The organism is Pseudomonas sp. HP_08 (assembly GCF_055284095.1).
In genome coordinates this window covers 100,302-113,347 of the sequence record NZ_JBTOQC010000054.1, presented here as the reverse complement: position 1 = coordinate 113,347, position 13,046 = coordinate 100,302, and the positions used below count along the sequence as shown (strand labels likewise).

13 protein-coding genes are annotated in these 13,046 nt (G+C 61.8%); 6 read left to right on the top strand and 7 right to left on the bottom strand.

The window, feature by feature from the left end; genetic code table 11:
* Positions 1-62 precede the first annotated feature (62 nt).
* The gene (locus ACYAS9_RS30860) at positions 63-1,625 is read right to left on the bottom strand and encodes a TerC family protein (RefSeq protein WP_463572301.1); all 1,563 of its coding nucleotides are present in this window, start codon (positions 1,623-1,625) and stop codon (positions 63-65) included.
* Positions 1,626-2,040: 415 nt separating this feature from the next.
* A complete protein-coding gene (locus ACYAS9_RS30855; protein ID WP_463572300.1) occupies positions 2,041-2,190 on the bottom strand; it encodes a hypothetical protein in 150 nt (49 codons plus the stop codon).
* Between ACYAS9_RS30855 and ACYAS9_RS30850 the strand changes: the two genes are divergently transcribed.
* The 6 genes from ACYAS9_RS30850 (at position 2,189) to moaA (ending at position 7,772) form a co-directional block, all read left to right on the top strand.
* A complete protein-coding gene (locus ACYAS9_RS30850) occupies positions 2,189-2,473 on the top strand; it encodes a hypothetical protein (protein WP_463572299.1) in 285 nt (94 codons plus the stop codon). The genes ACYAS9_RS30855 and ACYAS9_RS30850 overlap by 2 nt on opposite strands.
* A gap of 107 nt (positions 2,474-2,580) precedes the next feature.
* A complete protein-coding gene (locus ACYAS9_RS30845) occupies positions 2,581-3,279 on the top strand; it encodes a YoaK family protein (RefSeq protein ID WP_463572298.1) in 699 nt (232 codons plus the stop codon).
* A gap of 12 nt (positions 3,280-3,291) precedes the next feature.
* On the top strand, positions 3,292-4,227 hold the full coding sequence (locus ACYAS9_RS30840) for an AEC family transporter (protein ID WP_463572297.1): 936 nt from the start codon (positions 3,292-3,294) through the stop codon (positions 4,225-4,227).
* A 49-nt stretch (positions 4,228-4,276) separates the two neighbouring features.
* Entirely contained in the window at positions 4,277-5,218 is a 942-nt protein-coding gene (locus ACYAS9_RS30835) for a class I SAM-dependent methyltransferase (RefSeq protein ID WP_463572458.1), read from the top strand.
* Positions 5,219-5,327: 109 nt separating this feature from the next.
* Positions 5,328-6,662, top strand: coding sequence for a cation:proton antiporter (locus ACYAS9_RS30830; protein ID WP_463572296.1), 1,335 nt, complete (start codon positions 5,328-5,330; stop codon positions 6,660-6,662).
* A gap of 111 nt (positions 6,663-6,773) precedes the next feature.
* A complete protein-coding gene (gene moaA, locus ACYAS9_RS30825; RefSeq protein WP_463572295.1) occupies positions 6,774-7,772 on the top strand; it encodes a GTP 3',8-cyclase MoaA in 999 nt (332 codons plus the stop codon).
* An 85-nt stretch (positions 7,773-7,857) separates the two neighbouring features.
* On the opposite strand, the gene ACYAS9_RS30820 is transcribed toward moaA, so the two are convergent.
* From ACYAS9_RS30820 to ACYAS9_RS30800, 5 genes are all read right to left on the bottom strand, one after another.
* Positions 7,858-8,166 carry a hypothetical protein gene (locus ACYAS9_RS30820; protein ID WP_463572294.1) on the bottom strand — a complete coding sequence of 103 codons (309 nt, stop codon included), beginning with the start codon at positions 8,164-8,166 and terminating at the stop codon, positions 7,858-7,860.
* A 517-nt stretch (positions 8,167-8,683) separates the two neighbouring features.
* Positions 8,684-9,310 (bottom strand): isochorismate family cysteine hydrolase YcaC, encoded by a 627-nt coding sequence (gene ycaC, locus ACYAS9_RS30815; protein ID WP_463572293.1) that lies wholly within the window; start codon positions 9,308-9,310, stop codon positions 8,684-8,686.
* A gap of 66 nt (positions 9,311-9,376) precedes the next feature.
* Positions 9,377-11,218 carry an amidohydrolase gene (locus ACYAS9_RS30810; protein ID WP_463572292.1) on the bottom strand — a complete coding sequence of 614 codons (1,842 nt, stop codon included), beginning with the start codon at positions 11,216-11,218 and terminating at the stop codon, positions 9,377-9,379.
* Between the two features lie 144 nt (positions 11,219-11,362).
* A complete protein-coding gene (locus ACYAS9_RS30805) occupies positions 11,363-11,977 on the bottom strand; it encodes an antibiotic biosynthesis monooxygenase (RefSeq protein WP_463572291.1) in 615 nt (204 codons plus the stop codon).
* A 122-nt stretch (positions 11,978-12,099) separates the two neighbouring features.
* Complete coding sequence (locus ACYAS9_RS30800; protein WP_463572290.1) at positions 12,100-13,017, bottom strand: LysR substrate-binding domain-containing protein; 918 nt, start codon at positions 13,015-13,017, stop codon at positions 12,100-12,102.
* Positions 13,018-13,046: the final 29 nt, after the last annotated feature.

Sequence of the window (13,046 nt, the reverse complement as noted above, 5' to 3'; positions counted from 1 at the left end):
ACCAATAACACGCCGCCGACGCTGCACAGGCGTCGGCGGCGGGTCAAAGGCCGGTTCAGGCGTTAGTCGGCGGCCTCCTGACGCTGCAACAGCACCTGCGAGACCCGACGTTCTTCGACCCCCACAACCTGCAGATTCCAGCCCTCGTACTCCAGGCGATCACCGATTACCGGCAGGCGATCCAGCAGGCTCATGACCATCCCGGCCAGGGTCTGGTAATCCTCGGTAGCGCGTGCCTGAAAGCCGGTGCGCTCACGAATCAGGCCAAGGTTCAGCGCGCCCGAGACGAGAAAATCCTCACCCTGGACGATGATGCCGGGGCCGACCATTTCACTGGCGTCCGGCAGCTGGCCGGCAATCGACTCGAGAATATCGGTCATGCTCAGGATACCGATGAAGTCACCGAACTCATTGACCACAAAGGCGATGTGCGTCGACTCCTTGCGCATCTGCTCCAACGCATTAAGGATGCTGAAGTTCTCCAGCAGGTTGATCGCCTTGCGCGCCATGTGGGTCATGTCCGGCTCGTTGCCGGCCAACAGCTCACGCAGCAGTTCCTTCTTGTGCACATAGCCCAGCGGCTCGTCGATGCCCGCCTCGCCCACCAGCGGCAGGCGCGACACCGACGAATGCATCAGCTTGAGACGGATCTTCTCGGCGTCATCCTTGAGGTCCAGGTACTCGACCTCAGCGCGCGGCGTCATGACCGTGCGAATCGGGCGCTCGGCCAGTTGCAGCACGCCGCTGATCATCACCCGCTCGCGGCGATCGAACACCGCCGTTTCGCCGGCCGTATCACCAAGCATGTCGCTGATTTCTTCGTCCACCTCGCCCTCTTCCAGCTTGCGCCCGCCCAGCAGGCGCATCACCGCATGCGCGGCACGCTCACGGCGCGGCAGGCTGCCATGCGCCGAGGCCTTGCGGCGTTTGCGCGCAATCTGGTTGAACAGCTCGATCAGGATCGAGAAGCCGATCGCCGCATACAGATAGCCCTTGGGAATATGGAAACCCAGGCCTTCGGCGGTCAGGCTGAAGCCGATCATCATCAAGAAGCCCAGGCACAGCATGATCACCGTCGGGTGGCTGTTGACGAACTTGGTCAACGGCTTGCTGGCGACAATCATCAGGCCGATGGAAATGATCACCGCGATCATCATCACCGACAGGTGCTCAACCATACCCACCGCAGTAATCACCGCGTCCAGCGAGAACACCGCATCGAGCACCACGATCTGCGCCACGATCGGCCAGAACTGCGCGTACACGCCGGTCGCAGCGCGCTGGCTGACCTGGCCTTCGAGACGCTCGTGCAGCTCCATGGTGGCCTTGAACAACAGGAACACACCACCGAACAGCATGATCAGGTCACGGCCCGAGAAGCTCTTGCCGAACACCTCGAACAACGGCTCGGTGAGGGTCACCATCCAGGAAATACTTGCCAGCAGGCCCAGGCGCATCAGCAATGCCAAGGTCAGGCCGATCACGCGGGCGCGGTCGCGCTGGTGCGGCGGCAGCTTGTCGGCAAGGATGGCGATAAACACCAGGTTGTCGATGCCCAGCACCAGTTCCAGCACGATAAGGGTCAGCAGGCCGAGCCATGCCGTGGGGTCAGCAATCCATTCCATGTGTCAGTTCTTCTTGTCGGTAAAAAGGGCGGCAGACGTCAGCGCACCGCCTGAAAAGGCGTGGCTTTGCTCAAGGCAAGAGACAGATGAGAGGCTGAGCGGATGGCATCGGGGCATGCCTGGATCGGAAGATTCGCTGGCGGTCGAGCGAAATACCGGCAAACGCAAAGGGGCGCGTTTGCAACGATTGGGGGGCTCCTGGAGGGTGTTCATAAGGTCCTGAAATCAATTACGGGATCAAATCCTACAATACGCGTTAACTTTTCTTAATCTGAAGAATTATTACAAGGATTGACGAAGATTCTCGGCAGCGCACGGCGACTCAGCCTGCAGCGTGGCGATTTGCCGCAGCCTGACAAGGGACCAGTTGTCCGACAACCATGGATTAGCACTGGCCTTTAGCGTTTTTTTTGTTCTAAAATGTTGCAACAGCGACAAGCGCAGGCGTCATGCCTTCAAGCGACTTGATCCACTTATAAAAAGAAAGCCCGTCCAAAAGACGGGCTTTTTTCGTTTTCGGCTTGTGCCTGACACCCTTTTTAACCACCTTGAGGCTATTCATCATGTTGCGGTACGTTGTAATCCACCTGTTCCAGTGGCTCAAACGCTTTTCCTCGGAACAGACCTCCCGCCGCCACGCCGAGCAAAAATATTCGCGCGATTTCACCCGCGAGCAAGAGCGTGCAAACAGCTGGAGCCTGACCACCATCATCCTGGTCAGCGCCCTGGTCTGCTACAGCCTTGGCGGGCTGGGCTACTACGCCAAGACCCAGATCTGGGACAGCATGACTGAAGTGCAGAAGGCACAAATGGCCCAGGCCATGATCGCCAGCTCGCAGAACCTCTGAGCGTCGATGTGTAACACCGGACGGGGAAGCCATTGGCTTCCCCGTTTTCGTTTGCGCCCGCCAACGCGGTATCGTCTGCCTTACCGAGACCTTGCCGAGAACCGTCGATGCCGTCCGAACCTGTAAATCCCATCCCGCGTTACCGTTTGCGGCAAAGAATCCGTGACCGCATCGGCCTGGCCCTGGTGGCTTGCCTGTCGATGCTGGCGGGCATGACCGATGCGATCGGCTTCATGGCCACCGGGGATTTCGTCTCGTTCATGAGCGGCAACACCACCCGCCTGGCGGTGGCGATCAGTGAAGGTGACATGAGCGCTATCGGACGACTGGCGCTGGCGATCGTCATCTTTATCATCGGCAATGCGCTGGGCATTCTGGTCGCCCGCCTGGGCGGCAGACGTGCCCTGCCGCTGCTGCTGAGCATTGGCGCCTTGCTGTGCGGCGCCGCGCTGATGCCTGCGCCAGCACATTTGACTGCGCTTATCTGCGCCATCGTGGCCATGGGCATGCTCAATGCCGCCGTCGAACAAGTCAGTGGCATGGCCGTGGGCCTGACCTATGTAACCGGCGCCCTGTCGCGCTTCGGCCGTGGCCTGGGTCGCTGGCTGCTGGGCGAGCGCCGCGCAGGCTGGGCCATGCAACTGGTGCCCTGGGCCGGCATGTTCGTCGGTGCGGTGTTCGGCGCCCTGCTCGAACATCGCCTGGGCATGGCGGCCTTGCTGGTCAGCGCGGCGCTGGCCGGTGTGCTGGGGCTGGTGACACTGGGTATTCCGGTGCGCTGGCAACGTTGCTATATGCCGCGCTGAAGGAAACATCCAATGCTTGCTGTTCTGAATGTGCTGCTCCCTGTCTTTGCCCTGATTCTCGCCGGCTTCCTGGCCCGGCGCAGCAATCGCCTCGGCCCGCAAGCGGCCAGTGAGATCAACCGCATGGTGGTGTGGATGTGCTTGCCAGCCTTGCTGTTCAGCGCCACAGCCAAGGCGACCTGGGAGCAAATCTGGCATCCGGGCTTTGTTCTCGCGTTTACCTTGAGCACGCTGGCGATCTTTGCCCTGACCCTGCTGCTGCGCTGGAAAAAGGCCGGCGGGCTGGCCGATGCCACCCTCGATGCGCTCAGTGCCTCTTATGCCAACACCGGCTATATCGGCATTCCGCTGTGCATTCTGGTGCTCGGTCAGGACAGCCTGGAGCCTGCGCTGATTGCCACGCTGCTGGTGGTCTGTGTGCTGTTTGCACTGGCGCTGGTGTGTGTCGAAGTGGCGCAGCAAAGCGAGCGCAATCTGCTGCGGGTGATCATCAAGGTGATCGGCGCCCTGGCGAAAAACCCCATGGTGATTTCACCGCTGCTGGGCGCCTTGTGGGCCTGGTATGGCGCACCGCTGCCGGTGGCGCTGGACAAGTTTCTCAGCCTGCTGGGCGCGGCGACCACGCCGTGCGCGCTGATTTCACTGGGCCTGTTTCTGGCGCACAAACAACCGGCGCCGCGTCAGGGCACACCGGTCTTGGTGCTGCTCAAGCTGGTCGGCCACCCGTTGCTGACCTGGTTTCTGGCCTTCCGGGTGTTTCATCTGCCGCCGTTGTGGGCCAACGCCGCGCTATTGCTCAGCGCCCTGCCCACCGGCACCGGGCCGTTCATGATGGCCGAGTACTACAAACGCGAGGCCTCGCTGGTGTCGAGCACCATTCTGGTCTCGACCCTGGGTTCGCTGGTGACGCTGTCCGTGCTGATCTATGTGATCAGCCATCCAGCCTGACGATGCAAATGCGTTTACCATACGCGCCCGATTATTTATGACCGCTGCCATGACCCCGCAATCGCTCGCCATTCTGCACCAGCACCTGCTCACCGCCCTGGACCCGGCGCCCGCCGAAACCCGTCGCCTGTTTCATGGCCGTGGCCGGGTGTGGCCGGGGCTTGAGCATATTACGGTGGACTGGATGCAAGGCGCGGTGCTGGTGGCGCTGTTTCGCCAGCCGACCGAAGCGGAACTGGCCGCCCTCAAGCACCTGTTGCTGCAACTGACAACCTCAGTGCAGTGGCAGAACAGCCAGGCGCAGGCCTTGCTGTTGCAGCACCGTTACCTACCGCAAAGCACCACTGAATGGCTGTTGGGCGAGCCCTTCGAACAGCGCGTCATCACCGAAAGCGGCCTGCGCTACAAGCTCGATTTTGGCCGCAACCAGAACACCGGGCTGTTTCTCGACATGCGCTATGGCCGCGACTGGGTGCGTGCCCAGGCTCGGGACAAGCGCGTGCTCAACCTGTTTGCCTACACCTGCGGCTTTTCCGTAGCCGCCGTGGCCGGTGGCGCCGAGCACGTGGTCAACCTCGACATGGCCAAGGCGGCATTGAATCGCGGCCGCGAGAACCACAAGCTCAACGAGCATGACCGCAACCGCGCCAGCTTTCTGGGCCATGACCTGTTCAATTCGTGGGGCAAGGTCACCCGCAGCGGCCCGTATGACCTGGTCATCATCGACCCGCCGTCGTTCCAGAAAGGCAGCTTCGTGCTGGACAAGGATTACCAGCGGGTACTGCGCCGCCTGCCGCAGCTGCTTGAGCCGGGCGGCAGTGTGCTGGCGTGCATGAACGACCCGGCGATCGGCCAGGATTTTCTGATCGAGCAGACCGCCCGTGAAGCGCCGCAGCTGCGGTTCGTCGAGCGCCTGCAGAACCCGCCGGAATTTCCCGATGCCAGCGCCGAAGGTGGCTTGAAGGCCCTGGTGTTTACCCTCGCCCCGTAAGCGCAGCGTTTGCCTCTCGACTGGCCAGATCAGAAAGCTGAAAACTGCTTCCAACTCTCACCGGCGCCCGCAGTCACACCTTCATGGCGAGGCTGACGAGGATCCAGGGATGAGTTTCATGCTGTGTATGGGTGTATTGGGCGTCTTGCTGATGTTGCTGGCGCTCACGTCGTCCTGGCTGCGCTGGCTGCCGGTCACGACGTCAGCGGTTTGCCTGCTGTTCGGTTTTGCCATTGGCCCGCTGGGTTTGCAGCTCTTGAGCCTGGACATCGAGCAGTCCAAGGAATGGCTGGAACGCCTGACCGAAGTCGCGGTGCTGTTTTCGTTGTTCAATACCGGCATCAAGCTGCGCCTGCCGCTGCGTGACAAAGCCTGGCATTCGGCCTATTGGCTGGCAGGACCGGTGATGCTGGCCAGTATTGTCGGCCTGGCGCTGGTCGCGCATTACCTGCTGACCTTGTCGTGGAGCCTGTCGATTCTGCTCGGTGCAGTGTTGTCGCCCACCGATCCGGTGCTGGCCAGCCTGGTGCAGGTCAATGATGCCCAGGATCAGGATCGCCTGCGTTTTGGCCTGTCCGGCGAGGCCGGGCTCAATGACGGCACCGCCTTTCCCTTTGTGCTGTTCGCGCTGATGCTGATCACGCAGGGCGGCCCGGTGCAGGACTGGTTCGGCGGCTGGGCGCTCAGGCATCTGCTGTGGGGCGTGCCGGCCGGCGTGCTGATCGGTTATTTCATGGGCCGCGGCGTCGGCCACCTGATGATTTACCTGCGGGTCCGGCATGCCGACAGCACCACCTCGCCCAATGATTTTCTGGCCCTGGCGCTGATTGCCCTGGCCTATGTCGTCGCCCAGAGCCTGGAAGCCTTTGGCTTTCTTGCGGTGTTTGCCGCCGGCGTCGGCCTGCGTCGGGCCGAGGCGCGTATTACCCATTCCGAGGTGCCCGCCGAACATGTCGCAAGACCGATACTGGCGCACAAGCACGTAGCGCCCGAGGAGGCGACGGTGGCCCGGCCCGAGGAGCTGAGCGACCCGCAACTGGCCGCCGGGGTGATGATGGGCGACATGCTGGTGTTCGGCAATCTGGTCGAGCGGGCCATGGAGGTGTTGTTGATTACCCTGCTCGGCGCCTCGCTGGCGCTGTATTGGGACTGGCGGGCAATTGCGCTGGGACTGGCGCTGTTTTTTGTCATTCGCCCGCTCAGCGTCTGGCTGCTGGTCAGCCGAAAACTGTTGGCGCCCAGGCAAAAGTTGCTGGTGGGCTGGTTCGGCATTCGTGGCATCGGCAGCCTTTATTACCTGTGTTATGCCCTGGCCCACGGGCTGGCGCCGCAGATGGCCCACAGCATCACCGGCTTGACGCTGTCAGTGGTGGGCATGAGCATCTTGCTGCACGGCATCAGTACCCAGCCGTTGCTCGACCGTTACGAGCGCAGCCTGCAATGAGCGCTGCCATTGGCCATCATCAATCCGCTCGATCATGCTATTGTCACAAGCGATTGGACTGTGACGGGGCCAGGACGCAAGCTGGCGACTGTCATGATTTGCGAGGGTTAAATGGCTGATTCTGTCCTGCTCGACCGCTTTGCGCGCAAGGTCGACTATGTGCGCCTGTCAGTGACTGATCGCTGTGATTTTCGCTGCGTGTACTGCATGGCCGAAGACATGACCTTCTTGCCGCGCCAGCAGATCCTGACCCTGGAAGAAATCCTTGCCGTGGCGCAAAGCTTCGTGGCGCTGGGCACGCGCAAGATCCGCCTGACCGGCGGCGAGCCTTTGGTGCGCTCCGGCATCGTCGGCCTGTGCGAGCGCATCGCCGCCCTGCCCGGCCTGCGCGAGCTGTGCATGACCACCAATGGCTCGCAACTGAACAAACTGGCCGTGCCGCTGTTCCAGGCCGGGGTCAAGCGCCTCAACATCAGCCTCGACAGCCTCGACCCGCAGCGTTTTCACGAGCTGACCCGTACCGGCGACCTGCAGCAGGTGATCGACGGTATCGATGCCGCCCGTGACGCAGGCTTTACCCACACCAAGCTCAATTGCGTGGTCATGCAAGGGCGCAACGACCATGAGATCAACGACCTGGTGGCCTTCGCCATCGAGCGTCAGCTGGACATCACCTTCATTGAAGAAATGCCGCTGGGGCTGATCAGCGAGCACAGTCGCAAAGAGTCGTTCTTTTCCAGTGACCAGGTGCGTGAGCGCATTGCCGAGCGCTATACCCTGTTGCCGTCTACCGATTCGACCCAGGGCCCGTCGCGTTACTGGCGCGTGGCTGAGGCGCCGCACAGCCGCATCGGCTTTATCTCGCCACACAGCCATAACTTCTGCGCCACCTGCAATCGGGTACGAATGACCGTCGAGGGCCGCCTGTTGCTGTGCCTGGGCAACGAGCATTCGGCCGACCTCAAAGCGGTGCTGCGCGCCAATTCGGGTCAACCTGAAGTGCTGGAAAACGCCATTATCAAGGCCATGCAGCTCAAGCCATGGAGCCATGACTTCCGCATCGATGATGAGGTGCAGGTGGTGCGGTTCATGAACATGACCGGCGGCTGACAGTACGCGCGCACCAGAAACGCTAAAAACACAAAGCCCGACGCCTAGGCACAGGCCTGGGCGTCGGGCTTTGTTGCGCTACTGGTCAGGCAACCCGTACGCCTGGGCGTGCGTTGTGCCATTCATGGCGCAGGGTGCGTAACTGGGTTTCCATGAACGCCCGGTCGGCCGCCGCCTTCTTGCCGACATAGCCCTGGCCACGACGAAACATCTTCAGCGCGACAAACAGCTGTGGCTGCGCGGCACGGAATTCGTCTTCCTGGGAGTACGGGGTGATGGGGTCCAGGCGAACTTCGCCAGCATGAGTGATCCAGAGGATGTGACTGTCCAGCGTGTCTTTGCGTGCGGCAAACAGACGAGCCAGTTCATCAATGGTCAGGTGGTTGATCGTCATGGTGATGCTCCTTCGCTCGTTCACTGTTCAATGGGCTTTATCGTCGACTTTTGCGGTGGATCACCGTCGAACGCAACGGTAAGTGGCGTTCATCAAGTGATATCCGGGTTCGAAGAAGATCAAGTAGCCTCAATGAGAAACCACTACACCCGCGTGTCGGTTCCAGAGAGGAAGGTAGCGAAGGCCAAAGACTCGGCTGGCGATCGGAAACAGATCAACCACAAGCGCGTCATGAGGTCGTTTCGCCAGCTGCCCGTCTGTAGTGACGTTGTGCCGGTTCATCTTCTTCAATCTGCCTTGTGGGCAGCCTACATCCTGGAACAACCCGACGGCTTGTCGGGTTGGTTATTACATCTTTTGCTGCGCTCCCGATCGGGGAGATGGCTGCATCATGCAAAATGAAAAGGCAGGCGTCAACCAATATGTAGTGATTATTTTTAATCACTACATAATTGACTGGCCTGCAAAAACGGCGGCGCCCAATGAGAGCGAAAGCGCCGCCGCAAGGACGCGGAGGTTATTTGGCGGTGAAGGTGGTGTAGCTGTTGATCAGGTTGCGGTAGTTCGGCAGGCGCTGCGACAGCAGGTTGGCCAGGCCTTCCATGTCGTTGCGCCAGTCGACCTGCAGCTCGCACGCCACGGAGAACCAGTTCAACAAATGCGCACCGGCGGCGCTCATGCGTGCCCAGGCGGCTTGCTGCACGGTGGTGTTGAAGGTGCCGGACGAGTCGGTGACCACAAACACTTCAAAGCCTTCAGCCAGCGCCGACAGGGTCGGGAACGCCACGCACACGTCAGTCACCACACCGGCAATGATCAACTGCTTGCGACCGGTGGCCTTGACTGCCTTGACGAAGTCTTCGTTGTCCCAGGCATTGATCTGGCCAGGACGGGCGATGTACGGCGCGTCCGGGAACTGCGCTTTCAGCTCCGGCACGATCGGACCGTTAGGGCCTTGTTCGAAGCTGGTGGTCAGGATGGTCGGCAGATTGAAGAACCTGGCGATGTCGCCCAGGGCCAGCACATTGTTCTTGAACTCGTTGGGCGAGAAATCCTGGACCAGCGAGATCAGGCCTGTCTGGTGATCGACCAGCAGCACGACGGCGTCATCTTTGTTCAGGCGTTTGTAGGGGGCAGCACTCATGATTGACTCCTGTGGATTTCAAGGGAGGCGCCGGCAACCCGGCGCCTTTATACGCGTGAAGCAAAATCAGAAGGCGAAGCACGAACACCCGAACGCGCCCCAGAAACCCTGGAAGTCGCTGACCGGCGCATTCGACAAGCGCGCTTTTTCATGGCTGTGCGAATGCACCTTGCACGGGCCGCTGCACTGGTGAACCTGGGCCAGTACCGGTGAAGCCGGGCGCCAGTGGCCCTGCACCTTGGCCACCGGCGACCAGTCCGGCAGCACCGGCACGCGCTTGGGTCCCAGCGGCTCGAAGTCGTCGGCGGCGTACACCACCTTGCCGTCGACGACGGTCAGCACCGACTCGATCCACTTGATGGCTTCGGGCTCGACACTGAAAAAGTCCGCCGACAGCGCGCTCAGGTCTGCCAGCTGGCCGACGCGAATCTGGCCTTTCTTGCCCTGCTCGGACGAGAACCAGGCGCTGCCGTGGGTGAACAGCTCCAGCGCGGTTTCACGCGGCAGGCCTTCGGGGTACAGCTCAAGGCCGCCCACGGTGCGGCCGCTGACCATCCAGTACAGCGAAGTCCAAGGGTTGTAGCTCGACACGCGGGTGGCGTCGGTGCCGGCGCCGACCGGCACGCCTTCGGCCAGCATGCGCTTGATCGGCGGCGTGGCCTGGGCGGCTTTGGCGCCGTAGCGCTCGACGAAATACTCGCCCTGAAAGGCCATGCGGTCCTGGATGGCGATACCGCCGCCCAGCGCCCGCACCCGTTCGATATTGCGCGGGGTGATGGTTTCGCAGTGGTCGAAGAACCACGGCAGACCGTTGAACGGGATATCGCGGTTAACCTTTTCGAACACATCGAGCATGCGGCTGATCGATTCGTCATAGGTGGCGTGCAGGCGGAACGGCCAGCGCTGCTCGACCAGGTGGCGCACCACCGGCTCCAGATCGTCCTCCATGCCCTGCACCAGGTCCGGGCGCGGCTCGCGGAAGTCCTCGAAGTCGGCGGCCGAGAAGGTCAGCATCTCCCCTGCCCCGTTGTGCCGCAGGAAATCGTCGCCCTGATGCAGCTTGACGCTGCTGGTCCAGTTCTTGAAGTCGCTCAGCTCTTCCTTGGGCTTTTGTGTAAACAGGTTGTAAGCGATGCGCACCGTCAGCTGCTTTTCGCGGTTCAGTTGCTCGATCACCGCGTAGTCGTCGGGGTAGTTCTGGAAACCACCACCGGCGTCGATGCAACTGGTGATGCCCAGACGGTTGAGCTCGCGCATGAACTGGCGGGTCGAGTTGACCTGGTACTCCAGCGGCAATTTCGGCCCCTTGGCCAGGGTCGCGTACAGAATCATCGCGTTGGGCTTGGCGACCAGCATGCCGGTCGGGTTGCCGTTGGCGTCACGCACAATCTCGCCACCCGGCGGATTCGGCGTGTCGCGGGTGTAACCGGCCACGCGCAGCGCTGCGCGGTTGAGCAAGGCGCGGTCGTACAGGTGCAGCAAAAATACCGGGGTATCGGGCGCGGCCTGGTTGATCTCTTCCAGGGTCGGCATGCGCTTTTCAGCGAACTGGAACTCGTTCCAGCCACCGACTACCCGCACCCACTGCGGGGTCGGCGTGCGGTCGGCCTGGTCCTTGAGCATGCGCAAGGCGTCGGCCAGCGACGGCACGCCTTCCCAGCGCAGTTCGAGGTTGTAGTTCAGGCCGCCACGAATCAGGTGCAAGTGTGAGTCATTGAGGCCCGGGATCACCGTGCGGCCTTTCAGGTCGATCACCTGGGTCGCACTACCACGCAAGGCCATCACTTCAGCTTCAGTACCCACGGCGACGAAGCGGCCGCCGCTGATGGCCACCGCACTGGCCTTGGGTTTTTCCCGGTCGACGGTGTGGAATTTTCCGTTGAACAGAATCAGCTCGACGTTATTCATCGCAGTTCCTTTGTCAGAAGATTGAGCCGCGCCCGCAGGGCTTGCGAACGTAAAGGCAGGCAGAAGCGCGGCGGCGGCACTCAGCAGAGAGCTGTTGGCGACAAAGCGCCGGCGCTGCAGGTCGGTCTTGTCATCACTCATCGATCAGTTACCCCGTTTGTCGTTTGCCGGCGCGTTCAGCCAGGTTGCAAACAAGCGTGTGGCGGCAGGCATCATCAGGTACACCACCAGCACGACGATGGTCAGGGTGATCAGCACGTTGCTCATCACATAGCCCGATAGCCATGGGTTCAGGTGCAGCAGCGGGCCCCACAACAAGGGCACCAGCAGGCTCAGCGGCAGGATCACCAGGTACGACACGACCGCCTGTTTCCAGCGCGGCGGCTGACGCGCCGGGTCAAGGTCGGGGCTGAACCAGAACTCGTTCTGGCTGGCCACCTGCGTCTGGTCACCATCGGCCAGCATAGGCGCGGCCTCGCGCAGCAGTTCGCGCCGTTGATCGGAGTCCAGCCACTGCTGCATGGCTCCCGTCGAGGAAAAACGCAGCACCGAGGTGAAGGCATGCAGGCCATCGGTGAGACCGCGCATCACATCGACGCCCAGATGCCCCGGTGTTTGGGCGGCAATCGCCACCACGCGCCGCAACCATTGCTCGTATTGCACTTCGAGCCCGGCCTTGGCGCGGTGGCGGATCACCAGCGTGACGACTTCATGGGCAGGCTCGCGCGCCGTGGCGGCAAGACTTGAGGGTTCGGACATGACCAACGGCTCCATCGCACAGAGAAAGGGTGCGTGGGCACCCGTGCTTCAAATCTGCACTGATGGTGCCGCTGATTGCCGCTTGAGAATTGGATGCATGTGCTGTGTTGGATAAACACCCGTTACGCGATGGGCAATGGTGCCGACATGTACTCGTGAATCATGCCGCGCAACCAGCGCTCGGCCGGGTCGTTGTCGTGGACGCCGCTCCAGACCATCGACAGTTCCGAGGGCACGATCGGGAACGGCGGGTCTTCGGCGCGCAACCGGCTGCCGTCCACCAGCGCACAGGCGGCGTAATCGGGGACTGTGGCGATCATTTCGCTGCCGGCCAGCAAGGCCCGCAAGCCATTGAACTGCGGCACCGCCAGCACCACCTTGCGGGTGCGCCCGACGCGGGCAAGATCCAGGTCGATATTGCCCGACAGGTCGCCGGAGAACGACACCATGGCATGCGGCCGCGCGCAGTATTCATCCAGGCTCAAAGGGCCTGCCCGGTCATCGCCACGAATCACCTTGCATGGAATGTCGCGCAGCTTCTTGCGCTTGGCATTGGCCGGCAACTCCACCGTCCAGCTGACCCCCACCGAGATTTCGCCGGAGGCCAACAGCGCTGGCAGCAAAAGATAATTGGCCCGGCGAATCACGATAATGATGCCCGGCGCCTCGGCTTGCAGGCGCGCCATCAACGGCGGCAGCAAGCCGAATTCGGCATCGTCCGACAAGCCGATGCGAAACACATCGGTACTGCACGCTGGATCGAAATCCTTGGCCCGGCTGACGGCGCCGGAAATGGTGTCCAGTGCCGGGCGAATCTCCTTGAGGATGTCCAGCGCCCGCGCCGTGGGCTCCATGACCCGGCCATTGCGCAGCAGCAGTTGATCGTCGAACAGATCGCGCAAACGCCCCAGCGCCGCACTGACGGCGGGCTGGCCGATAAACAGCTTCTCGGCCACCCGGGTCAGATTGCGCTCGAACATCAACGCTTCGAAAATCACCAACAGATTGAGGTCGACACGGCGCAGGTCATTACGGTTCATGGTTCGGGGGCTCTGAGGGTCAAAGACAG